Here is a 24,410-nt window from a genome sequence, read left to right as displayed (position 1 = left end):
CGTTAAATGTAGTAAGGATTATAATGAATCAATTTCCAATGACTGTGCAAGGTGCTGATGCTTTGCGTGAAGAACTTAATTACCTCAAAACCGTTAAACGTCCTAGAATTGTCAATGATATTGCTGATGCCCGTGAACATGGTGACTTGAAAGAAAATGCTGAATATCATGCTGCACGTGAAGAACAAGGTTTTTGTGAAGGCCGAATTCAAGAGATTGAAGGGAAATTAGGTAACGCACAAGTGATTGATGTCTCTAAAATTCCTAATAACGGTAAAGTTATTTTTGGTGTTACCGTCACTTTGCTTAATATTGATACGGATGAAGAAGTGAAGTATCAAATTGTTGGCGATGATGAAGCTGACATTAAAAATAACAGAATTTCAGTTAATTCTCCGATCGCACGTGGCTTAATCGGTAAAGAAGTAGACACTGAGATTGAAATTAAAACACCCGGCGGGTTAGTTGAATACGAAATTATTGCTGTTGATCATATTTAATCATTAACACGGCTTAATTTCTATTTCATATGAAAGCACCGATAGCGGTGCTTTTTTTATCGCTAAATTTAACTATTATTATTTAACAGATGTTTGTTTTTATTAATCAGGAAAAGTAATTAAATGAAGGTGTTAATACTATTGGTAACGGTAATTTTATATTCATCATTATCTTTTGCCAACGATGTGATCAATTTTCCTTGGTCGGGTCAGACATACTTATCGACTGAAAATTACTTTGAAGAAGTTTTAACACTCGCTCTGAATAAGTCCGAAGATAAATATGGTGCTTATATAGTAAATAAAGTGGAGGCAGGTACAAGTCAAGAACATAATTTGAGACTTATTCAATAGAATAAATTTGTTAACTTGTACTGGACGGTGGCCTCTAAAAAAAGGGAGCAAAGGTTATTACCCGTGCGTTTCCCATTGTTTAAAGGCTTATTTGGTTGTCGTATCTCATTAATTAAAAAAGGCCAACAAACAAGGTTTGATCAATTAGACAATAACGACCAATTAAAATTACTTTTTGCAGGACAAGGTGAAGATTGGCCTGATAGTATTATTTTGCGATCAAATCAATTTAACTTAACGACTTCCACAGAAGATGAAAGTCTTTTTTGAAATGTTAGCAAAAGAGCGCTTTGATTATTTCCCTCGTGCATTACATGAAGCGAGAGCTGAAGTTGTTGAATATCCAGAGTTAGCTATCGAAAAGCGATTTTTAATCTATTATGATTCGCCTTTTTTCTTTTTTGTCAATAAAGCAAATAAACGTTTAGCTGCACGCCTAGAGTATGGGTTACAGCAAGCAGTAAAAGACGGCAGTTTTGAGCAATTGTTCAAAACTCATCCGATAAGTGCAAATATTTTGCAGCAATTTAATCGTCATGAAAGAGACGTTATTCTTTTAGATAACCCGCAAATAAGCGATGAAAGTAAAGCGTTGTTGAAACAGATGGCGACCCGCGAAAATTGTTTAGTTACCCAAGAAGCCAAACATTAAGTTGAGCCCCTGAGAGTTATCTTAATAGAATATCCACCTGATTTTTTTTATCTTGTTGAGAAATTATCACCCTAAGTTGTTTATCATGATGAGTGAAATATAGCGTTAATCTCTCTCTTTTTAGCTTAGTACTGGTTGCTTTTCCGAAGTTACTTTCATAAAACGCAATGATCTCTTGTTCCGTATGAGCGGTAAAATAATTCATGACTGCTGGCAATTCATGGGTAAACTGCGCGAAAATTTTAGCGTCATCCATAAAGGGAATAGAGTAGTTGCTATTCGCTTCTTGTGCTTGGCTTTCTATGGAAGGTAAACATAGTAGAAAACTCATTAATATCATTAAAAAGTGTTTTTGATTATTCATGGGTTTATCTCCAAAGCAATGGGCTTTTATTAGCATAGTTGATCAAACTAAAACATTGTTTATAAAGTAGCAATGTATTGTTTGTTTTATATTTTATATGAACGGACGACATTATTAAAAATTCGTTCATATAATAATCAGTTACTGATTTGATTTAATAAAGTCATCTCGATAATGGTCAACCCAAAGTGCCGTAGCACCGCAAATAGCAACGGGCATAACCACTAAGTTTATAAGTGGGATCATCGAAAAAACCGCCGTCGTGATACCGAAACTATAGCTTAAGCCTTTTTGTTTTATTAAGGCCGATTTCATCTCATTAAAATTAATCTTATGATTATCAAAGGGATAATCTTTATATTGTATTGCCATCATCCAAGCTAAAAATAAAAACCATAACACTTGACCAATTATCGGTAGAAGCCAATAAAGTATAAAAAAACCAATGGCTCTTGGTAAATAATATCGAAATTTACACCATTCACGGCTTAATGTTCGAGGTACATCTTTAATGATGTCGATAGCTGAGCCAGGCGGAGGCGTATCTTTTGTTAACAAAGCTTCCATCTTTTCTGCAAGGAGGCCATTGAAAGGGGCGGCTATCCAATTCGTTACAGAGCTAAAAACGAAAGAGAACATCACTAATAAAAATAATAAACTGATTAACCAAACAGTAGAAGTTAACCAAGATAAACTCTCCGGTAACCAGTTTTGTAATTCGAGCATATATACATCGAGTTGCTCGATCAATAAATAAAAGGCAGCACTAAATAAGATTAAATTGATGACCAAGGGGATAAAAACGAATCGTTTGATCCCTTTTAGTTTGATCAGATCGAAGCCCTTGATAAAATAGCCAGCGCCACTTTTGGCAAACGGTTGTTGAATTTGTAATGACATTTAGTTTGTTTTTTAACTAGTTAAGTTCAAATATTGATTATAGTGCTATTAATGTAATGTGAGAAGTTGTCAGTTGTTACAAACTAAAACAAATTCTGATAAAGTCATTAATCACCACTAAAACAATACATATTAGGTTTGCTGACTACATGCGATTAAAGCACATCAAATTGGCGGGATTTAAATCTTTTGTGGATCCAACAAAAGTGCCATTTGAACAGCAAATGACGGCTATTGTTGGCCCAAATGGCTGTGGTAAATCGAATATTATTGATGCTGTACGTTGGGTGTTAGGCGAAAGCTCAGCAAAAAATTTACGTGGTGATGCCATGACAGATGTTATCTTTAACGGTGCTGCCACTCGAAAACCTGTCGGCCAAGCTAGTGTTGAACTCTTATTTGATAATATCGCTGAGCGCATCCAAGGCTCTATGGCGGATAGAAATCAAGTGTCTATTCGTCGAGTGGTAAATCGCGACAGTCAAAATTCTTATTATTTAAATGGGACTAAATGTCGTCGTAAAGATATTACGGATATCTTTTTAGGAACTGGTTTGGGGCCGCGTAGTTACGCGATTATTGAACAAGGGACTATTTCACGTTTAATCGAATCTAAACCTCAAGAGCTTCGTGTTTTTATTGAAGAAGCCGCTGGAATATCAAAATACAAAGAGCGTCGGCGAGATACTGAAAATAGGATCCGACACACACGTGAGAATCTAGCGCGATTGTTTGATATTCGATCAGAGTTGAATACGCAGCTTGATAAATTACATCAACAAGCTGAAGCGGCAAAACGTTTTAAAACCTTAAAAGCTCAAGAAAGAAAAATCAAAGCAGAATTGGCGGTATTACGATGGCAAAAATTTGATCAACAATATAAAAGTAATCAATCTCGTATCGAAGGCTTTCAGGCGCAAATCACGCAAAAAGAATCATTACAAAAAAGTGATGAAATCGCTTTATTTACCGCAAAGCAAAATTATCAATCTGCCAACGAGTCTATTCAAGCATTACAGCAACAAAAGATTACTTTAATTAATAATACGGCACGAATTGAACAGCAAATTAAACACCAAAAGCAACAACAGAAAAAGTTGTTAGAAGATAATCAAGTTCATCAACAACAAATAAGCCAAGCACAAAAATCGTTATTAATTGAGCAAGAAAATCTTAAAATATACACAGATAAGCTTGATGCTTTACAACCGCAATATTTGCAAATAACAGCAGAATATACGGAGCTAAATCAGCAATATCAACAGTGCCAAGAAATGTTGTCAAAGCAACAACAAACAGTTCAAGCCTACCATCAGCAGCAAGAACACCAAAATCAACTGTTACTAGAAGAAACCAGAAAAAAAGCGCAACTGACTGAAACTATTGAGCAAAAAAAATCAAGATTGGCGGTGGTCGTTGAACAATTAACTCAGTTAACGACCGAAATGACAAACAACCTTGAAGATGATGAAACCTCACTTTCTGTCTTAACGGAACAACGCGAGCATTTGTACCAACAGCAACAAGCTTTATTAACTCAAAAGCAGGCACACCAAGATAAAATATTACAGTTAAACCAAGAAAAAAGTGATATTGCTGGAACTAGGGCGGCTTTAGTTCGAGAAATTGACCAATTAACTAAAAAATTGGCACAGCAATACGACTGGCAAAAAGATCAAACAAGCTGGCTGGATAAACATAATGTTCGCATGCTTGGTGAACTGCAGAGTAAGTTATCTATTGCTAAAGGCTGGGAGTTAGCGGTTGAAATGGTGTTGTCACATAAATTACAAGCGCTTTTTATTGAAGAGTTCCCTTTAAATTTAGCTAGTCTTGAAAACAGTCCTTGCTCCTTTTTATTGTTAAATCATCAAATAGCTAATAAAAGTAAAGCCAATACCTTAGCTGAAAAAGTGCAAGGAAGTGAGGCGATCAATAACATCTTAAATCAAATAAGGATCGCCAGCGATTATCAAGCGGCTATTGCACTTTTACCTCAGCTAAAAGAACACGAGTCGGTGATAAGTCCCGAAGGTATTTGGTTAAGTCAGCATTTTATCCATCGAGGTATATTTACGGCTAAAAATGATCACTTTAGCCATACTGAAATGTTAGCTGAAAATGAACACGCTTTATCGGGGTTAAATCAGCAATACGATGAACATGTAAAACAAATATCGTGCTTGGAGAAAGAACAGAGTACTTTGACTACTCAACTGGATGAAATCAAACATCAGATCAATAAACGTCAACAACAGTTGGTCGATTTAAATCAGTTGCATGCTTTGAATAAACAAAAACAAGAAACACAGCAAGCACAACGTCAACAATTGCAGCTTGAACAGTTATCACTGGAACAAACCATAAAAGAAACTTTGGGATCTTATGAAGCATTGGAAGCTTCATTATCGGCTGATAAAACATCGAGTCATCAAGCTGATGTAGCCAACAATACTTCAATTCAAGCACAAACCCAGAAGCTGCAACAATTACAGCAAGAGGCACAAGATTTTCAGAAGCAACTATCGTTTTTAACGACTGAAAAGCATCAACTTGAATTAACGATCGAAAAAACCAAAAATGCTGAAAGCCAATGTCAACAGCATATTGTTCGTTTTCAAGAAAATATCCGACAACTTACTGCACAGCAAAATCAACATGCACAAATGCATGATGCAGGGATTAGTCCATTGCAAGCTGATGAAAAACAATTACAAGTTTGGTTATCAGAGCTCGTAAGCCTAGATAATCAACTTGATAAAGCACAAGCCACGTTAAGTGACACCCATGAAGTGATCCAATCAAGCGAACAAAAACAACGTGTCACCGTTGAAGCTATTAATTCATTAAAAGAATCGCTTAATCAATTGCACCTCGACAGAGAAAGTTATCGTTTAAAAGCACAAAGTGCGTTAGAGCAATTACATGAATTAGGGCAAACGGTTCAATCTGTACAAGCAGCAATGCCAGAAAATGCTCGCGAATCACAGTGGCAAGCGCAACTGATTAAGCTAGCAAAAGACATACAAATGCTGGGAGCGATTAATTTAGCAGCAATTGAAGAGTTTGAAACGCAATTAACGCGAAAAAACTATCTTGATCAACAAGATCAGGATTTAAATTTAGCTATTTCAACGTTAGAATCAGCGATAGATAAAATAGATAAAGAAAGTCGACATAAATTTAAAATTACGTTTGATAAAGTGAATCAAGACTTACAATCTTTATTTCCTAAAGTATTTGGTGGAGGTCAAGCTTATTTAACACTGACTGGTGATGATTTATTAGATACCGGTGTTACGATAATGGCCAGACCCCCAGGGAAAAAAAATAGTACGATTCATCTATTATCGGGTGGAGAAAAAGCGTTAACCGCATTATCATTGGTTTTTGCTATTTTTCGTTTAAATCCAGCCCCGTTTTGTATGTTAGACGAAGTAGATGCGCCACTTGATGACGCAAATGTCAGTCGGTTTTGTAATTTAGTCAGAGAAATGTCACAAACCGTACAATTTATTTATATTAGTCATAATAAAATTGCCATGGAAATGGCTTCACATTTAACGGGAGTAACTATGGTTGAAGCCGGTGTTTCAAGAATGGTTGCGGTCGATATTGACGAAGCAGTTGCTATGGCAGAAGTATCATAAAAATAGGCTAGGTAATGGAAGATAACTTCAGAAACGTTTTAATTATTATCAGCGCTATTATCATAGCGGCTATCTTTATCCATGGTTTTTGGACAATTAGAAAAAATAAAAACCCCTATAAGCTAAAAGCTAAAAATGAAAAAGTTGAGCCACAAACTCGAGGTTTTGATGGTTCAGGCTTTGATCAAGACGGAGTTGGCAAAGCAAAAGTTATTGGCGTAAACACGTTAAATGATAATGAAATTCCATCTGAAGCCGCGCCTGCACCTTCTTTTGATGAAGAGCCATTACCAATAGATGTTGAAAAACCGAGTGCAGAGCAACCAGCACTTGAACCTGCGTTAGGAGATCTGTCGGATATATCAGAACAACCCCCTAAAGTGAATACGCCACATCCGGCGCAAACTAGTGAGCTTGCTCCTGAACAAATTCAAATAGATCAGCCTGTTTATCAGCAGCCTGTAGAACAACAAAAACCATCGATCAAACCAACGGCTAAATCTAAAGCTAAAGGTGGACGAAAAACAACGAAAGAAAAGTTAGCACGTAACCAAATGGAAATTAACTTTGGTGGTGATATTGAACAGGCAGAAAATGAGGAATTATCTACTTCCTCTTCCGCACATGACCAGTCCACACAAAGTGCTGCAAAGGAAAATAAAAAAGCGATCGATCCCGAAGTTATTGTCGTGTCAGTGGTGATGCCGGAGAATAATAATATTTCAGGCGCTGCTTTATTACCTACCTTACTCACTTTAGGATTACGTTTTGGTGATATGGATATTTTTCATCGCCATGAAGATAATGCTGGCAATGGAAAAGTAACTTTTAGTTTAGCGAACATGATGAACCCTGGTACGTTTGATTTGGATGAAATTGAAAGCTTTAATACACAAGGGGTTACGTTATTTATGACCTTACCGAATGAAGGTGACCCTTTTGAAGTCTTTGCTCAAATGATGTCGGCAGCTAAACAATTGTCGATGGAGTTTAACGCTCAGTTATTGGATGACAAACGCAGTGTGATGACCAAGCAAACGGAACAACACTATATTGGTAAAATACGAGAATTTGAACGTAGAAACCGTATCGCTTCTGCCTAACCTATTTTAGTTGGGTCTTTTAAACTGTATCTATTAAGAGACCTAACGTTAAGAATTAAAAACTATGACTGAATCACCCGCAAAAAAAAGAATAATAGCCCTTCATGAACTGCTTAATCAGTACAATCATCAATATTATGTTTTAGATGAGCCAAGTGTTCCCGATATCGAATATGATCGGCTTATGCGTGAACTGATTGAAATTGAGACTGAATTTCCTGAATTAAAAACTCTTGATTCGCCAAGCCAAAAAGTTGGCGGCGCACCTTTAAAAGCGTTCACTCAAGTTACTCATCAAGTCCCTATGTTGTCACTGGATAATGTTTTTTCAGCGCAAGAATGGCAAGCATTTGACAAACGAATTCAAGACCGACTGAAATCTACGCAGGATTATGCGTTATGTGCAGAGCCAAAATTGGATGGTTTAGCGGTTAGTATTCGATATGAAAACGGCGTGTTTGTGCAAGCGGCTACCCGTGGTGATGGTACAACAGGTGAAAATATTACTGAAAATGTCCGTACGATTAAGTCTATCCCACTTAAACTAGTAGGCGATGATTATCCACCTGTTCTTGAAGTGCGGGGGGAAGTGTTTATGCCAAAAGCAAGTTTTGAACAGCTCAATGCCACAGCCATTAAAAAAGCTGAGAAAACCTTCGCAAACCCGCGTAATGCAGCTGCGGGTAGTTTAAGACAATTAGACTCAAAAATTACCGCCAAACGTAACTTAGCGTTTTATGCCTACGGTATAGGTTATGTCGGCGGAGAAAATGAACAAGACAATGGCCAATCTTGGTTAGCAAACTCTCATTATCAACGTTTATGCCAGTTAAAAACGTTAGGTTTACCTATGTGTCCAGAAGTAAAGCTTTTGAAAAACACTGGAGAAGTTGAAGCCTTTTATCAAGATATTCTTACGAATCGTCAAGCATTAAGTTATGAAATTGATGGTACGGTATTTAAAGTCGATGACATTAACTTGCAAGAAAAACTAGGCTTTGTGGCTAGAGCACCACGCTGGGCGATTGCCTATAAATTTCCTGCGCAAGAAGAGTTAACCACTTTAGAAGATGTTGAATTTCAAGTGGGGAGAACGGGAGCAATAACGCCCGTTGCGCGCCTTAAACCAGTATTTGTTGGCGGGGTGACCGTCAGTAATGCTACGTTGCATAATCAAGATGAGATTAATCGCTTAGGGATTAAAATTAACGATACTGTGGTTATTCGACGAGCAGGTGATGTTATCCCTCAAATTGTTAGTGTGGTTCTCGATAAACGCCCAAGCCATGCGGTCGATATTTATTTTCCTGAATCTTGCCCCGTTTGTGGTTCAGCAGTTTTACGACTTGAGGGTGAAGCCGTACTGCGTTGCACCGGCGGCCTATTTTGTGGTGCACAACGAAAAGAAGCCATCAAACATTTTGCTTCTCGAAAAGCGATTGATATCGATGGTTTAGGCGATAAGTTAGTAGAACAACTTGTTGATGAAAAACTTATTCAAACGCCTGCTGACTTGTTTAGCTTAACAGAGCTTAATGTTAGTACGATGGAAAGAATGGGGAAAAAGTCTGCACAAAACCTTATCCAAGGTTTGCAAAAGGCGAAACAAACGACGTTAGCTAAGTTTATTTATTCTTTGGGGATCCGTGAAGTGGGTGAAACTACGGCTGCGAATTTAGCCCAACACTTTTTAACTTTTGAAAAAATAAAAATTGCTGATATAGAAAGCTTACAGCAAGTGCCCGATGTTGGAGCCGTAGTTGCGCAAAACATCGTTTCATTTTTTCAACAAGCACATAATGTTGAAGTGGTGAATGAACTTGAAAATATTATGTCTTGGCCAACGATTGAAGTGAAAAGTGAAGATCAACAACCGTTACTGAATCAAACTTTTGTTTTAACGGGTACGTTAAGTCAAATGGGACGCAGTGAGGCCAAAGGGCATTTACAATCACTTGGGGCTAAAGTTTCAGGCAGTATTTCTGCAAAAACAAATTATTTAGTCGCAGGAGAAAAAGCCGGTTCTAAATTGACCAAAGCACAAGACTTAGGTGTCAAAGTGCTATCCGAGCAAGATATGCTTAATTTATTACAAGAGCATGGTATTGGTATATGAGTGAAGTGATCAGTAGCTCGCTTATTGAATTAGGCGTTTGGTTTCGTCCTTATCAGTACCAGTGTGCGTTAGCAATTATTGCCACAATATTAGTGATATTTGGTAATGATATTAATAATGTTATTAAGCAGTTAGTACGTAAACAACATTTTATTATTCGCACGATAATATTTATCGTGGTTTGTGCCGTAGGTTATGGCTTAATCACGGTCTGGTTAACTGGACTATTATCACTGCAATTAGCAAAAATCCCCAATCTTTATATTCTACCTGTAGTCAGTGTAATCTTTATTGCACTGGGGCTATATGCGCAAAAGCAACGCCACATTTAAATGGTTATAAACGCATATATAAATAACAGCGTTGGAACCGGTAAAATAATGCCAAAGAGTATGGTTTCGCACCATTCAATTGAGCGGTAAAATTTGTACCATTGGGTATTTTGTACTTTGGAAGAAGGTAATACTTGAAAGAAAAAGATAAACGATGCGATGACCAGAGTTTGCAGCGCTGAAAACAAGACAAATATTGCTAACCAAATGAGTAATGTTGGCGTTGTTTGTGTCACTTGATGTTGTAATACCATAAAGAGTAGAAACGAAAAAACACTCCAAGCCAATAAATTCCAGCGATATTCTGAAATAGAAATTGCGATTGTGTTAAATACTTCAGGGCTGAACCAAAGCTTCATTTGTCAGGCTTTTCCTTATTAAAAAGTGCTATGATTATCTTAACAGTTTTCCAATCACTTAATATAAGTATAAATAAGCAAATGAAACTCAACGTAAAAAAGAGCATAACACTATCTTCACTATTATTTTGTTCATTTATCACGCATGCAAACTTTGTCGGAGAAATGACACTTGTCACACAAGAAAGTCATGCTGCTATTTTACAGAAAGCGCCAAATGATAGTAATGGGCAAGCAGAAATTAAAAATAAGCCTATACATGTTCGTCCTGGACACGCACGTGCTCTACGAGCCATTGAACAAGCGAAATATCAAATGGATGATATAAAGATGTTGGTACTTGAAATACAAGAATTGTCTGATAGTACAGGCTTGAAATATTTAGCAGGCAAAGTGAATAAAGCCGATATTGAACAGTACCTTAATAAAATGCAGGTGATTTTAGCTGATGAATTTGACGTTTATCGTAGACATCAAAGCGCCAGAGATCACAACTCATTTCATGTAACTTTAGTTAATCCGTACGAATATCAAGCCTTAGCAGATAAAAAGGCAATTGTTAATCAAAAAATACGCGTACAATTACATGGCTTAGGCCGAGTTAGCCAAGGTGACAATACCGCTTACTTTGTTGTTGCAAGTTCACCGGACGGGCAATTTTTACGTCAAAAATTATTACTTCAAAATAAAGACTTTCATGTCACACTTGGCTTTAAGTCACAAGATGTGTTTGGTGTGGCTAAAGACAAAACCGCTTTAATTAAATAATCAAAAATTGTGCTAATCATACTGTTTTGTCACGTCAGGCTTTATGCTGATTATAAATGAAGTATTAGTTGCCGAGGAAATATAACCATTTTTGCCTCGAAATTTTCTGAAATACTTTCTAAAATAAAGACGTTAACTTCTAATTATATGGATTCATTGTGAAAATAAAATTATTAATCTGCTTAATCATCTTCACTATTACGGGTTGCGCCAAATCGTCTACTGGTCGTAATCAAATCACTTTATTCTCTAATAGTGAACTAAGCAAAATGGGAATAACTTCATTTGAAGAGTTAAAACAAAAAGAAAAAATTAGTACAGATGTAAAAACTAATCAATATGTTCAATGTGTTGCAAATGCAGTAATAAAACATGTACCAAAATCTGCTCATAGTGGTGATTGGGAAGTTGTGACTTTCGATTCACCGCAAGTAAATGCTTTTGCTTTACCAGGCGGAAAAATAGGTGTTTACACCGGAATTTTACAAGTAACCGAAAATCAAGATCAATTAGCGGCGATTATAGGTCATGAGGTGGCTCATGTGATTGAACGTCACTCAAATGAGCGACTTTCTTCTAATCAATTAACACAAATTGGTGCTGCGGCCGGCAGTGCAATATTGACGCAACAAGGCGTTGAAAATAAAGAAACTTGGTTAATGGCAGGAATGGCTATTGCACAGTATGGATTTCTAATGCCTTATAGTCGAATGCATGAAAGTGAAGCGGATATTGTTGGACAAGACTTAATGGCAAAGTCTGGCTTTCAACCCAAAGCAGCTATTGCTTTATGGCAGAATATGGCTAAACAATCTAAGGGGGCGCCGCCAGAGTTTTTATCAACGCATCCGTCAAATAAAACAAGGATTGATGATTTAACTCAACATTTAACAACCGCTAATAAATTATATCAAAGCAAGAGTCGTCCTAGTTGTATAAAACCTTAAATTTATGCTCAAACTAAACTAACGTCTAGAATAACAAAGCCTTAAGTATTACGCTTAAGGCTTTATTTTTTCAGGCAGCTATCTAGGTAATTTGGGCGTGATAAATGATATAGGGCGAAATGACTTACTTTTTCGGTATGGTCTTCATTTTATGCTCAGTTTTATGACTTCTTGGCAGTGTTTCTTTTAAGTCGTTCAGGCTTTTTTTGCGAAGTGGGGTTTTAGCACTTTTTTGAAAAGTACTAAAGTTACCGATTATAAGGACTAAAGCAATAATGATAATGGTTGGGGCAATCCAGCTATCCATGGTAATTGTGTCCGATGTTAGTAATATATTGGTTATATATGACGGTTAATTTCGTTAATATTTTTGCTTTAAGTTGAATGTCACTTGATTGTAGGCATTGATAAAGCTTTTCTTGTGTAAATTGTTTCTGACAATTTTCAGCAATAGGGTAGTAGGATAAATGCCATGGCTCTGCGGCAATACCACCTCGGTATTTATCATATGGAAAATAAAAACCAAAACTAGGTGCATGTTGATTCAGCCATTGCGTTAGGGCAAAAAAAGGGCCATTTTTTTGATATTCCCAAGGCTCTAACTGTATTGATTGTTCTGCTGTTAAAGCACTCTTATCGTAAAAATCTACATCTGTGCCCCAATGATGGCGACTAGCACCAGGTAAGGCTGAAAAAGTTAGTATAGCCTCAATGATTTCATCATCACTAAGGCGGTTGAGATCAACAAGTTTGTTATCAATATCTTTAATATCAAGTTGACCAAGGCATTTTTTATTCCAAATCGCCAATTGGCGATCAAATGATCGAAAACCACTGGCGATAGTTAACTCAAACCCTTGTTTTTCAGCAGCAGCGCAGAGCTTTTGCCAAGGTTCGATAACGTGTTGGTGAATGCCTGTATTGGCAGAGAGCCAATGAATATGTTGATCAGATTGTCCTGTTAAACTTTCAATATTCATTTTGCGCAGCTTATGTTAAAACGTGCACTAACGTTTGATAATAAATATCCACCAACGCCTCTAAATCAGCACATTTAACGGATTCATTTACTTGATGGATTGTCGCATTACATGGACCTACTTCAATCACTTCAGCACCTGTTGGTGCAATAAAGCGACCATCTGATGTACCTCCAGAGGTCGATAGTTCGGTTTTACGGGCCGTGACGTTTTCTATTGCAGTACTGACAGCATTAATAAAAATACCAGGTTCTGTTATAAAAGGCTTGCCATTAAATGTCCATTTTATGTCGTAATCAAGATCATGCTTAGTTAATATTTCATTGACTTTATCGACGATTTTTTCAAAGGTTAGCTCTGTGCTAAAACGCAAATTAAATAATGCGGTTAAATGTCCAGGTACCACGTTGGTTGCGCCAGTGCCAGATTCTATATTTGATAATTGAAAACTGGTCTCTGGAAAATAATCATTGCCATGATCCCAATGAGTGCTACTCAATTCAGCTAAAGCAGGCATAGCTTTATGAATAGGGTTAATAACATGTTGAGGGTAAGCGACATGACCTTGTTTACCTCTAATGGTTAACTCTCCTGAAATAGAGCCTCGACGTCCATTTTTAATGATATCGCCAATTTCATGAGTGCTAGAAGGCTCCCCAACGATACAATAGTCAATTTTTTCATGACGCGCTTCTAACGTATCAATAACGCGTGTAGTGCCGTTAATAAAAGGGCCTTCTTCATCACTAGTGATCAAATAGGCAATTGAGCCTTTGTGATCAGGATGTTCCGCGACAAATTTTTCAGTGGCCACTAACATTGCCGCTAAACTACCTTTCATATCTGCTGCACCGCGCCCGTATAACATGCCATCCTTTATCGTGGGTTCAAAGGGCGGTGTATTCCAACTATCAAGATTTCCAGCGGGAACAACATCAGTATGACCGGCAAAGCAAAAAACAGGGGATTCACTGCCTCGTCTTGACCATAAGTTTGTTGTATCTTCAAAGACCATACTTTCGTTAGCAAAACCTGATTTTGCTAACATCTCAGCCATTAATACTTGGCATTGGGCATCAATTGGCGTGACTGATTTTCGGGAAATGAGTGTTTTTGTTAATTCAATTACCGGTGATGTAGATTGACTCATTAGGCAAATAACTCTTGGTATTGTTCTTTTTTAAAGCCGATATGTATAGTGTTATCAAGTGATAATAACGGACGTTTTAGCAAGGTTGGTTGCTCTAACACCGCGTTAAACATCACGTCATCGGTTAAATTTTCTTTTATTTCATCGCTGAGATTTCTAAACGTAGTACTGCGTTTATTGAGTAATATTTGCCAGTCGCTTTTACTGACAAATTCACTGAGTAGCTCATGGCTTAAACCATCAGTTTTAAAATCGTGAAATTGATAAGGTATTGCTTGCTCTTCAAGCCACTTACGGGCCTTTTTGATCGTATCGCAGTTTTTTATTCCGTAGAGAGTTGTCATTGGCTTCTTATATTATTTGGTAATGGTTTTTACGTAATGCGCTTACGGCATCGTTTACTTTGTTCGTTTTGACTAATATATAGTCGGTATCGAATGTTGAAATGGCAAATATGCTGATTTTTTCATTGGCGAGTACGGTAGAAATGCTGGATAAAATACCGGTTAGGTTAAAATCTAATGGACCGACTACTTCAAGCGCTTGCCAGTCTGATTCAACGTCTTCACTGTCAATGTGAATTGAACTAGGTAAAACAATAGAGACTTCATCATATGTTTTACCAATAAAATAGATTGGCGCATCAAACACTTTCGCTGGAATTTTACTATCAACAGCCAAGCTATGGATGGAAAAATTTTCTTTTAATAATTTTAATGTAAGCATAAATTTAAATAACAGATTACTGAATTATTAATGTGTTAGTTACTATACCGTTGTCAAGGAGATAACGCTAGAGAGCCCAGCTGATTTATCTCTTATATTGTTCGATAAGTTGGATGTGTTTAAATTTAAAAATCAAGAAAAACGATCAAATAAGAGCACTTAACAGTAAATTTGCTAAATCTCGTTATTTATTTAGCTTAAATCTTAAACAAATAGAATAAATGGCTTGATTAATATAAAAAATGATATCCACAAAAGCTGTGGATATCATTGTGAGCAACTGTTGTTTATCTTTTCAGTCTGTTGATTTTTAAAGGTTTTAATGGTCGTTCGTTTTTTGTCTAGTTAATTTATCAACAAATTTTTAATAAGATCAGGTTAAATAACCACTTTTAAACTAATGTTCGTTAACCTAGTTGAATTTTCTAGTTAACTTAGATTAAACAGCCGATAATCCATGTTTTATCTAACAAATGTATATTATTTGTCACTCACTATTAATGTTGTTGGCTTGTATCGCTGTCAAAGCAATGGTGTAAACAATATCATCAACTAATGCACCGCGTGATAAGTCATTTACTGGTTTTTTCATGCCTTGAAGCATGGGACCAATGCTGACTAAATCGGCTGATCTCTGTACCGCTTTATACGTTGTATTACCGGTATTTAAATCAGGGAAAACAAAAACCGTTGCTTTACCGGCAACAGGGCTATTAGGGGCTTTCTTCTTGGCAACATTTTCCATAATGGCAGCATCATATTGTAATGGACCATCAACAATTATATCTGGCCGACGCTCTTTAACTAAAGCGGTTGCTTTAATCACTTTTTCAACGTCCGCTCCTTTGCCTGAATTGCCGGTACTGTAGCTAATCATCGCAACTTTAGGGTCAATGCCAAAGCTTTTAGCCGAATCAGCAGACTGAATAGCGATATCGGCTAACTGCTCGGCATTTGGTTCTGGGTTAATGGCGCAATCGCCGTAAACCAACACTTGATCTGGTAGCAACATAAAAAAGATCGATGAGACTAAATTGCTATTGGGCGCGGTTTTTATTAGTTGAAGCGCAGGGCGAATTGTATTCGCGGTCGTATTAACGGCGCCGGAGACTAAACCATCGACTTGACCGAGTTGTAACATCATAGTGGCAAGTACAACGTTATCATTGAGCTCTTGTTTAGCTACAACTTCAGTGAGCCCTTTGTGTTTTCTCAGTTCCATTAAAGGCGCCACATAGTTGTCTTTGATTGTATTTGGATCTGTAATTAATAAGCCCGGTGGTAACATGATACCTTGTTGTTCGGCAATCGTGCGAATCGTGTCTTTATTCCCTAATAATTGGCATCGAGCGATATTACGTTCAACACAAATTGCAGCCGCTTTAATTGTTCGTACATCGGTGCCTTCAGGTAGAATAATTAATTTATTCGCACTTTTAGCTAATTCAGTTAATTTGTGGCGAAATGCTGGCGGCGAAAACTTCTCCAGTTCTGTTGCTTGATTTGATAATTCAGTTAACCATTGAGGAGATATATTATCCGCGATATATTGTTTAACTCGGTCTTGGCGCTGACAATCATCTTGTGGAATTTCAGGATTAAAATTCATTAAGTAACGAGATGTTTGCCACGTATCCCATGGTACAGAAAGTACGGGAAGGCCGGTTAGAAAAGCTTGTTTACATAATTGCATCACCTGTTCGTTAGGTTGATAACCATTCGTCAGTAACAACGCTGCAACTTTCGTCCCATTCATAGCAGAAAGGCAGGTTGCAATGATAATATCTGTTCGATCGCCAGGTGTCACAATAAGGCGACTGGGTTGTAAGTGACTCATCAAATTTTCAGCACTACGAGCACAAAAGCTAATACTGCGAACTCTCCGATGATCAATATCACCAGCATTGATCACTTTTGCTTCTAAATAATCGCAAATATCGATAACTCTTGGAGCAATGAGATCCATTTCCCAAGGAATACTGCCGAGTAAGTCAAAGTTTCTTGCATTAAAGATGGCTAAGTTTTGCCAGTCAACACTATTGGTGTCATGTGTAAATTCGTGCTCTCTTGGTAAAAGGCCAAATTCGTCTTTATCAGGAGAGTTAATTTTATTGATAATACAGCCAATGAGTTTCTTATTTTTAATACCGCCAAAGGTTCCAGCACTCATTTCTATGCGATCTTCAAATTCTTCTGGAGAGTCATTATCCGGGGACGCCACTAAAATTATATCTGCAGATAAGGTTTGTGCAACGTCTCTATTAATTCTTCCGGCATATGGTTGGCGTGTCGTTGGGATCAAACCTTCTATTATGGTTAAGTCATAATCTTTACTGAAACGGTCGAAATTCGCCACTAATTGTTCAAGTACCACATCATGATGTCCTTCACCCATTTGTTCCTCAACATAACTTAGAGGTATTGAGCTAGTATTTTGAGACAGGCTCACTACGTGATTTTTATTTTGTAGGATGTTTCTTGAAGGTTGGCTGATTGGTTTAAAGTGCCCAACTTTAATGCCTTTTTGTTGGCATGCATGCATTAAACCTAAAGCTACACTGGTTAAACCAACCCCAAAACCAACGGGAATTAACATGATACGTCGACTCATCTTATTGCTCCTGATTTAATCGTTGATAGGTTTGTTCCGCGATAACCCATTCTTCGTTTGTTGGGATCACCCAACAAGGAGTCGAGTCGCTTTGAGCAATATTGCCTTGTTTGCCAAATCGCATGGTTTCGTTGGCAAGTTTATCTTCATGGAAATTGAGCAGGGCAAGTTGCGATAAAATTAATGAGCGAATGAACATAGAGTTTTCACCAATGCCACCAGTAAAAATTAAACCGTCTAACGAGGTGAAATTACAGGTAAAAGACGCAATACTTTTTGCGATACGATAACTGAATATTTCAAGTGCGAGTGTTGCTTGTACATTGCCATTACTGGCCGCTTCTTCTATTGTCCTACAATCATTGCTTAATTGTGAAACGCCAAGTAAGCCACTTTTTTTATTTAAGATATTATTCACTTCTTCTAGGCTATAGCCGAGTTGCTCCACCAGATGAAAAATTACGCCGGCATCGATGTCGCCACTGCGTGTGCCCATCATGACCCCTTCAAGCGGGGTTAGGCCTAAACTGGTATCAACACTTTTACCCTGTTTAACGGCTGTTACACTACATCCGTTACCCAGATGTGCGCTAATAATATTGCATTGCTCTATTGGTTTTTTAAGCATGGTGGCGGCTTCTTTACAAACAAAGTAGTGACTTGTGCCATGAAAGCCGTATTTTCTGATGCCATGATCTTGATAAAAATGATAGGGCAAACCATATAAATACGATTTCTTAGGCATAGTTTGATGAAATGCTGTATCAAAAATTGCAACTTGTGGTGTTTGTTTAAATGCTTTTTCGGCTGCCTGTATCCCCTGTAAATTAGCAGGGTTATGTAAAGGGGCGAGCTTTGATAGTTGCTCAATACTGATTTTAACGTCTTCATCAATTAACGTCGGCTGACTGTATTTTTCTCCGCCATGAACAACACGGTGACCAATGGCATAAACGCTTTTTTTCAATTGATGTTCGGTTAAATAGTCCACTAAAAACTTTATTGCTACTTCATGATCAAAAGGATCAGATAAGGCTATGGATATTTTTTTCTCTTGATGTTTGATGGTAATAACCGCTTCTGCTGTTAATAAACACTCAGCAAGGCCTGCAAGGATGATTTGACCATTGACGGGATTCATTAATGAAAACTTTAAAGAAGAACTACCACAGTTAATTACTAATATATTGTTTTGCATCTGTTTTAAGGGATTTAAGTAAGGTAATTAAAGTATAGACGCTTTTAATTTATATAAGTTTGACTTACTACAATATTTTTATTTTCTTGGGTTTTATTTAGACTATGTAAAAAGTTTATACTATCTTTTAATTAATAGTTGTTATAGTGTGCGCCTATGAATGTAGTAGAAATTATCAAGTTAGGTCAGAAGTACAAACAGCTTTGGCCAGAAAAAGTTGAATTAGCGAGTTATTTTGAAGAGTACCGAGCTATTCAAGTCAGTCGTTTAGTATGCCGTTATTTACCCGGTGTAGCTTTATTCGTTTTTATCATGCAACTTTATTTAGGTGGTATTCAACAATTACCACAATCAATTGTTTATGCTTTTTTTATTTTAAGTATTCCCGTTCAAGCGTTAGTCATGTTAGGTGTAAAAGCCGATAAATTTTTACCTCCTGCATTAGCAATCTGGTATAAAGAAGGCGTGGCTAAAATTAATCAAAGCGGTGGCAATATTAAGCTTTCTGTTCAAAAACCACGTTATTTCGATTTAGCGAAATTACTCAATGTTAGTTATTCTGGTGCTCACCACAGCTCTTAAATATTCTGTATAAAATTACATTTTTTGAAAAGTTTAAAAGGCGTTTATCTATTGAGATTAACGCTTTTTTTTTGTTGTCAATGATGCAGGGTTAACTGTTCTTTTTGGGTGAAATTTAAAAGGTACAAGAAAATATAATACTGCACTGATAGCTGTGCTTAAGACATTTTGTTAATAAGTGAGTATTTTGAAATTAAACAAGCCATTTTCGACTAAGGTCACCATAGCGCCATAAGCGAGAAAATAGCGTTTGTAATATTGGGTGAGTATTTTGAGCAACATCGACAGAAAATAATCTACCAAAGAAATAAAAGACTATAGTAAAAACACTATCAAGGAGAAGAAAATTGCCGAAACTGCGCTGTTTTCTATGAAGAGTTTATTGCTTTCCGAGAATCGTTGGATCATTAAATAGCCTAAGTAAAGATAGCGCAGCATTTAACAGTTCTTTTGATATAGGCAAATAAGAAAGTCGGCTTGGCATTGAAAATTGTGTAACTGTGCTAAGTGATCCTTTACCTGTTCACTGGCTTTAAATGCGAAAGGAGTCATCGACAGTAAATTTAAAATATCGTCACCTGTTTTTAACTGCATCGAGTAAGATAAAGTTTCTTGATGAACTAAGTTTAATTTTTCAATAGGTTGTCGTTCAACATCATGCTCTTTTGCGTCTTGATATATTTTTTCTTTTAATTCTATTAAATGACGTTGAGCAGGCGTAACCGTTAAAAAATAACCCTGCTTGTTAAGGACACGGGTAAACTCTTGTTCTAAGATAGGTGCGTAAATTGAAATCATCCAATCAAAAAAGTTATCTTCGAAAGGTAATTGCGACAAAGTGCCGACACTAAAATGGCATTGTTGATACTTTTTGGCGGCTTTTTTTACCGCTTCTTTTGCGATATCAATACCATAGACTGTGTTTTCTTCGGTTTTATGTTGGTGAGTGTAATAACCTTCGCCACAGCCTGCATCAAATAGATTCGCCGTTTTTTGTCCATAAGTGTGATAAATATCTAAGAGCTTATTTAGTAAAGGCTGATAATAGCCTTGTTCTAAAAAAGCTCTACGGGCATTAACCATCGCTTTATTATCACCAGGCTCTTTAGAATGTTTAAATTGCACCGGTAATAAATTGACATAGCCTTCTTTGGCGAGATCAAAACAATGATTTTGTGGGCAACGAAAAGTTCTCGCTTTTAACAAAAGCGCTTGATGACAGATAGGGCATTGATATTGCGGGTTTTGCGTCATAATGTTATTTGGGAGAAGTGATCTATTCTCCCTTTGCTCTGTACTTTAGGTTATTTAAATGTCGACCAAATAGGCGCGTGATCTGACGGTTTTTCGATACCACGGAGTTCATAATCTACGTCTGACTCAATACAGGTTGCTGCTAATTTTTCAGTCGCAAGCACCACGTCAATACGTAAACCTCTATTGTCGTCAAAACCACGTGAACGATAATCAAACCATGAATAGCGTTCTTCACGTGTTGGGTGTAATGCTCTAAAGGTATCTTTAAAGCCCCAGTTCATTAGCGTTGCTAACCATTCTCGCTCTTCGGGTTGGAAGCTACATTTACCGGTTTTTAACCAGCGCTTTCTATTTGGTTCACCAATACCAATATCTAAGTCGATAGGCGAAATATTAATATCACCCATAACAACCACGTTCTCCTCTGGGGTATGGTTATCGTTTAAATATCCCATTAAATCTTTATAAAACTGGCGTTTATATGGATATTTAGTTTCGTGAGCAATATTATCACCTTGAGGAAAATAGCCATTAAGCACGGTAACTTTTTCACCTTTTTCGTTGGTAGTTTCTACCATGATCATGCGTTTTTGGGCATCTTCATTGTCAGTTGGAAAACCATATTGAACCTTGCTAGGTTCTTTTTTACAGAGCATAGCAACCCCATAATGTGCTTTTTGACCATGAAAATATACGTGATAACCCATCGCTTCAACGTCTTCAACAGGGAAAGCATCGTTATGCACTTTTATTTCTTGTAAACCAATAATATCGGGTTGATGTTTATCGATAATTGCTTGTAATTGATGCAGGCGAGCACGAAGGCCATTTATATTAAAAGAGATGATTTTCATCGAAAAAACCTTTAGAGGTGAACTAAGTGAGAATAATATTTTTGCGATAATACCATGATTGAAAACAGAGAAAAATGAAAATGCGTGATATGCCAAGGTTTAATGAGCGAACACGCATTTAGTAAAGGTAAAAAGCATAAGCCTTAGTGATTTAAGCTATTTTATTGATTAATAAAGCGGCTAATTCTTGTTTGCCTTCTGGTGAGATTGCTTCATTATCTTTGGACGAAATAGAAAACACATTTTCTGAACTTTCACCTAATGTGCTCATTCTCGCTGAGTGAATGGTAAGTTGCTGATGTTTGAAAACATTACAAATTTTTTCAATAAATAAAGGATCATCAAGAGCATTAATTCTTAATAAGGTTTTATTGGGTTTAGGTGTCGCTAAAAACTCGATCACAGGAGTGTTTTCAAAGTTTTTAACAAACCTTGGGCTGGAAGGTTTTTTAACAACGTCAACGCCTGAAATCACTTCTTCAACACGACTAATAATTTTCTTGATACGAAATGGATCAGCTATAGACTCACCGTTATGATCAAGAATCTTTATTACTTCCAACACTTTATTATCTTTCGTTTTATGAAGTTGAGCTTCTTTGACATTAATTTTTAATAACGACAGTGTATTAAAAATATCAACAAACAGCATACTTCTATCATCGGCGTAGACTAATAAATTGCTGCACTCTAAATTTGAGTCATCTGAAATAGACACGGCTTGTTCAATTGAGTCGCAGTTGAGGATTTGAACCGTAAATTCGACAATTTCATGTAATTGATTTGAACTGAAAAAACTGGAAGGAAGGGTCGTCCACAGTGTTTTAACTTGAGCGTTATCATAGCCTTTTGCGAGTAATTCAGTTAAGGCTTCCGTTTTATTTTCTCGAATTACGGTACGTTGCTCAAAAACATTTTCAATGCCATTTTTTAAGGCACTCCTAAGAGATAAATACAAATCGTTTAACAAGCTTTCTTGCCATTCATTCCAGACTTCATCATTAGTTGCCATTAAATCAGCGACGGTGAAGCAGTATAGGGCATTAAGCTTTGATTCTGTACGAACTTGTTTCGCGACTTTTTTGATCACTTCAGGATCGGCAATATCGAGAGTTTGCGTCGTAGAAACAAGTAGGTCTTGATGCTCAACAATCCAATGGATCAAATCAACTTCCGATTTTTTTAACTCGTGTAATAACGCAAACTCTTTCGCGTGGATAGCACTAACTTCGTTGGTTTCATGAGATTGCTTGCCTGATAAGTCATGGCATAAACCTGCAATGACTAAAATATGCTTATGAGATGAGGGTTTATAAATACTGTTGATTAAATTTTTATTTTTTTTATTTATTTCAAAACTATCAATACACTGAATAAGCTTAAAGGCGTGTTCATCAACGGTATAAGCATTATGCATATCAAACTGCATTTGCCCTTCAATGGCTTTCCACTGAGGAAAATAAGCGGCTAAAATGCCATAGCGATGCATCAAACTAAATGCTCGTTTTAAGCCGTTTTTATGTTTAATGATTGAAATAAACACTTTTCGACATTCTTGATAGTCTTGTAATTCCCCTAATAATCGCCTGCGTGTTTGACGGATCAGTCTTAAAGTTTCAGGGGCAATATATTTTATCTGGTCATACTCGGCAATTAATTTAAATAATTGTAATACATTGGCTTTATTGAGAAATATCTCGTCAAAATTTGCTTTGATCATATTATTAGCAAGGATAAAACCTTCATCTAAATCAATGGATTTAGAGTCATTTTTATTCACGCTAAACACTTCACGTTTGAATACGCCAATCATCATTTGATTGAGCTCTTGAATACGGGTCATGGCTCTGAAAAGTTGACGCATCATTTTTTCAACGGCAAGTTGAGCGTTGTCGCCATAACCAAATTTCATATATTTGGCGACTTCTAATTGGTAATCAAACAGTAGCTTTTCTTCGGCACGATTAGACACCATATGTAATGCCCAGCGAATACGACAAATAAAATCATACGATTCGATCAATTCGTAATATTCATCAGATTTAAGCACACCAAGGGATTTTAATGATTGTACGTCTGGCACATTATAGTGCTTACGAGCTATCCAAATAATGGTTTGAACGTCTCGCATACCGCCCGGATTATTTTTAATATTGGGCTCTAAATATAAAGCCGTATTTTTTGCTTTATCGTGTCTGTCATCTTGTTCTTGAAGTTTATGCTGACAAAACTTTTCGCTATTCCATAAACTATTATTATATAGCACTTCAAGCATATGTTTCGCGTGATTCGGTTGGCCAACTAAGGTTCTGATATCTAATAAATTAGTGGCAATAGTGATATCATTTTTTGCTGCGTGAATATTTTCTTTCAGCGAACGCACCGCATGCCCAATATCAACCCCTAAATCCCATAAACGGGTTAAAAAAGCGGATAAGTTTGCTTCTTGGTTTTTAGCGATGGCTTTGTCGAATAAGATGCAGATATCTATGTCTGATTTGGGGTGGAGGGTTTGTCGGCCATAGCCACCGACGGCGTTTAGCGAAAGGTTTTCAATGGTATCAAGTTGATAATGTTTCCATAGTCCAATCAATAAATCATCAAATAAAATGGCCCGCTGATTTTGTAAGGTTTCTATGGAGGTATCAAAGAAACGCTCTTCAAATACTTGTTGTTGCTCTGACAAGTACGCTTTCATTGCCGTTGAACAAGAAAGGTCGATATTAACAAGTGAGTTCATAAATGTATTTAATACTTTTTTATTTAAATATTGTTTAATCTATTGGATAAATCAACTCTACATCTAATTCCTCGTAACACAGCTATTCATGCGTGAAATTAAGCTGATGAAATAAATTGCGAATTGATGCTCGATGCAGATATTTATCTATAAAAACAACTCAATAGTATCAACTCTAAGCATTTTTCTCAATAGAGATTGATTATATGGTAGTTAAGCAGAGAATGACTCAAGGGGATTTTTGCGAGGCGCAGACTGTCTTGTATT

23 protein-coding genes are annotated in these 24,410 nt (G+C 36.8%); 11 read left to right on the top strand and 12 right to left on the bottom strand.

Annotation, left to right across the window (positions count from 1 at the left end):
• The first annotated feature begins 23 nt into the window (after window positions 1–23).
• The 4 genes from greA (at window position 24) to RM573_RS01240 (ending at window position 1,506) form a co-directional block, all read left to right on the top strand.
• Window positions 24–500 carry a transcription elongation factor GreA gene (greA, locus tag RM573_RS01255; RefSeq protein WP_311576037.1) on the top strand — a complete coding sequence of 159 codons (477 nt, stop codon included), beginning with the start codon at window positions 24–26 and terminating at the stop codon, window positions 498–500.
• 123 nt (window positions 501–623) lie between these two features.
• The gene (locus RM573_RS01250) at window positions 624–854 is read left to right on the top strand and encodes a hypothetical protein (RefSeq protein ID WP_311576035.1); all 231 of its coding nucleotides are present in this window, start codon (window positions 624–626) and stop codon (window positions 852–854) included.
• A 63-nt stretch (window positions 855–917) separates the two neighbouring features.
• The gene (locus tag RM573_RS01245) at window positions 918–1,124 is read left to right on the top strand and encodes a hypothetical protein (protein ID WP_311576033.1); all 207 of its coding nucleotides are present in this window, start codon (window positions 918–920) and stop codon (window positions 1,122–1,124) included.
• On the top strand, window positions 1,108–1,506 hold the full coding sequence (locus RM573_RS01240) for a hypothetical protein (protein ID WP_311576031.1): 399 nt from the start codon (window positions 1,108–1,110) through the stop codon (window positions 1,504–1,506). Before RM573_RS01245 ends, RM573_RS01240 begins: the two co-directional genes overlap by 17 nt.
• Before the next feature lie 16 nt (window positions 1,507–1,522).
• Here the strand turns inward: RM573_RS01240 and RM573_RS01235 are convergent, their stop codons facing one another.
• Window positions 1,523–1,870: a hypothetical protein gene (locus tag RM573_RS01235; protein WP_311576029.1), complete on the bottom strand. Its 348-nt coding sequence runs from the start codon at window positions 1,868–1,870 to the stop codon at window positions 1,523–1,525.
• A 141-nt stretch (window positions 1,871–2,011) separates the two neighbouring features.
• A complete protein-coding gene (cysZ, locus tag RM573_RS01230) occupies window positions 2,012–2,770 on the bottom strand; it encodes a sulfate transporter CysZ (RefSeq protein ID WP_311576027.1) in 759 nt (252 codons plus the stop codon).
• Window positions 2,771–2,919: 149 nt separating this feature from the next.
• On the opposite strand from cysZ, the gene smc reads away from it, so the two are divergent.
• The 4 genes from smc to RM573_RS01210 all read left to right on the top strand — a co-directional run bounded on the left by smc (window position 2,920) and on the right by RM573_RS01210 (window position 9,971).
• The gene (gene smc, locus RM573_RS01225) at window positions 2,920–6,420 is read left to right on the top strand and encodes a chromosome segregation protein SMC (RefSeq protein WP_311576025.1); all 3,501 of its coding nucleotides are present in this window, start codon (window positions 2,920–2,922) and stop codon (window positions 6,418–6,420) included.
• A 14-nt stretch (window positions 6,421–6,434) separates the two neighbouring features.
• Window positions 6,435–7,523 carry a cell division protein ZipA gene (zipA, locus tag RM573_RS01220; protein WP_311576021.1) on the top strand — a complete coding sequence of 363 codons (1,089 nt, stop codon included), beginning with the start codon at window positions 6,435–6,437 and terminating at the stop codon, window positions 7,521–7,523.
• Between the two features lie 64 nt (window positions 7,524–7,587).
• Window positions 7,588–9,639: an NAD-dependent DNA ligase LigA gene (gene ligA, locus RM573_RS01215; protein ID WP_311576020.1), complete on the top strand. Its 2,052-nt coding sequence runs from the start codon at window positions 7,588–7,590 to the stop codon at window positions 9,637–9,639.
• Entirely contained in the window at window positions 9,636–9,971 is a 336-nt protein-coding gene (locus RM573_RS01210; RefSeq protein WP_311576017.1) for a DUF3392 domain-containing protein, read from the top strand. Before ligA ends, RM573_RS01210 begins: the two co-directional genes overlap by 4 nt.
• Here the strand turns inward: RM573_RS01210 and RM573_RS01205 are convergent.
• Window positions 9,968–10,330, bottom strand: coding sequence for a hypothetical protein (locus RM573_RS01205; RefSeq protein ID WP_311576015.1), 363 nt, complete (start codon window positions 10,328–10,330; stop codon window positions 9,968–9,970). The two genes, RM573_RS01210 and RM573_RS01205, sit on opposite strands and share 4 nt — an antisense overlap.
• A gap of 165 nt (window positions 10,331–10,495) precedes the next feature.
• On the opposite strand from RM573_RS01205, the gene RM573_RS01200 reads away from it, so the two are divergent.
• Both RM573_RS01200 and RM573_RS01195 read left to right on the top strand, forming a co-directional pair.
• Window positions 10,496–11,098 carry a hypothetical protein gene (locus RM573_RS01200; protein WP_311576013.1) on the top strand — a complete coding sequence of 201 codons (603 nt, stop codon included), beginning with the start codon at window positions 10,496–10,498 and terminating at the stop codon, window positions 11,096–11,098.
• Window positions 11,099–11,256: 158 nt separating this feature from the next.
• Window positions 11,257–12,045, top strand: coding sequence for a M48 family metallopeptidase (locus RM573_RS01195; protein WP_311576010.1), 789 nt, complete (start codon window positions 11,257–11,259; stop codon window positions 12,043–12,045).
• 299 nt (window positions 12,046–12,344) lie between these two features.
• Here RM573_RS01195 and RM573_RS01190 read toward each other — a convergent pair whose 3' ends face one another.
• From RM573_RS01190 to RM573_RS01165, 6 genes are all read right to left on the bottom strand, one after another.
• Window positions 12,345–13,025: a M15 family metallopeptidase gene (locus RM573_RS01190; RefSeq protein WP_311576008.1), complete on the bottom strand. Its 681-nt coding sequence runs from the start codon at window positions 13,023–13,025 to the stop codon at window positions 12,345–12,347.
• Window positions 13,026–13,035: 10 nt separating this feature from the next.
• Complete coding sequence (gene dapE / locus RM573_RS01185; RefSeq protein ID WP_311576006.1) at window positions 13,036–14,175, bottom strand: succinyl-diaminopimelate desuccinylase; 1,140 nt, start codon at window positions 14,173–14,175, stop codon at window positions 13,036–13,038.
• Window positions 14,175–14,519, bottom strand: a complete 345-nt coding sequence (locus RM573_RS01180) for an ArsC family reductase (RefSeq protein ID WP_311576003.1) — start codon at window positions 14,517–14,519, stop codon at window positions 14,175–14,177. Before RM573_RS01180 ends, dapE begins: the two co-directional genes overlap by 1 nt.
• Window positions 14,520–14,526: 7 nt before the next feature.
• A complete protein-coding gene (locus tag RM573_RS01175; RefSeq protein WP_311576000.1) occupies window positions 14,527–14,901 on the bottom strand; it encodes an ACT domain-containing protein in 375 nt (124 codons plus the stop codon).
• Window positions 14,902–15,388: 487 nt separating this feature from the next.
• Window positions 15,389–17,512, bottom strand: a complete 2,124-nt coding sequence (pta, locus tag RM573_RS01170) for a phosphate acetyltransferase (protein ID WP_311575997.1) — start codon at window positions 17,510–17,512, stop codon at window positions 15,389–15,391.
• 1 nt (window position 17,513) lies between these two features.
• A complete protein-coding gene (locus RM573_RS01165; protein WP_311575994.1) occupies window positions 17,514–18,710 on the bottom strand; it encodes an acetate kinase in 1,197 nt (398 codons plus the stop codon).
• 156 nt (window positions 18,711–18,866) lie between these two features.
• On the opposite strand from RM573_RS01165, the gene yfbV reads away from it, so the two are divergent.
• Entirely contained in the window at window positions 18,867–19,292 is a 426-nt protein-coding gene (gene yfbV / locus RM573_RS01160) for a terminus macrodomain insulation protein YfbV (RefSeq protein WP_311575991.1), read from the top strand.
• Between the two features lie 438 nt (window positions 19,293–19,730).
• Here yfbV and rlmA read toward each other — a convergent pair whose 3' ends face one another.
• The 3 genes from rlmA to glnD form a co-directional block, all read right to left on the bottom strand.
• Window positions 19,731–20,546 carry a 23S rRNA (guanine(745)-N(1))-methyltransferase gene (gene rlmA / locus RM573_RS01155; protein ID WP_311575988.1) on the bottom strand — a complete coding sequence of 272 codons (816 nt, stop codon included), beginning with the start codon at window positions 20,544–20,546 and terminating at the stop codon, window positions 19,731–19,733.
• Between the two features lie 50 nt (window positions 20,547–20,596).
• A complete protein-coding gene (gene xthA / locus RM573_RS01150) occupies window positions 20,597–21,403 on the bottom strand; it encodes an exodeoxyribonuclease III (RefSeq protein ID WP_311575985.1) in 807 nt (268 codons plus the stop codon).
• Window positions 21,404–21,554: 151 nt separating this feature from the next.
• Entirely contained in the window at window positions 21,555–24,143 is a 2,589-nt protein-coding gene (gene glnD, locus RM573_RS01145; protein ID WP_311575981.1) for a [protein-PII] uridylyltransferase, read from the bottom strand.
• Window positions 24,144–24,410 lie beyond the last annotated feature (267 nt).

Origin of the sequence: Thalassotalea castellviae (assembly GCF_031846185.1) — a bacterium.
Lineage (GTDB): Bacteria > Pseudomonadota > Gammaproteobacteria > Enterobacterales > Alteromonadaceae > Thalassotalea_H > Thalassotalea_H castellviae.
The sequence above is the reverse complement of the archived record's forward strand: the minus strand, read 5'-3'. Positions and strand labels throughout refer to the sequence as shown.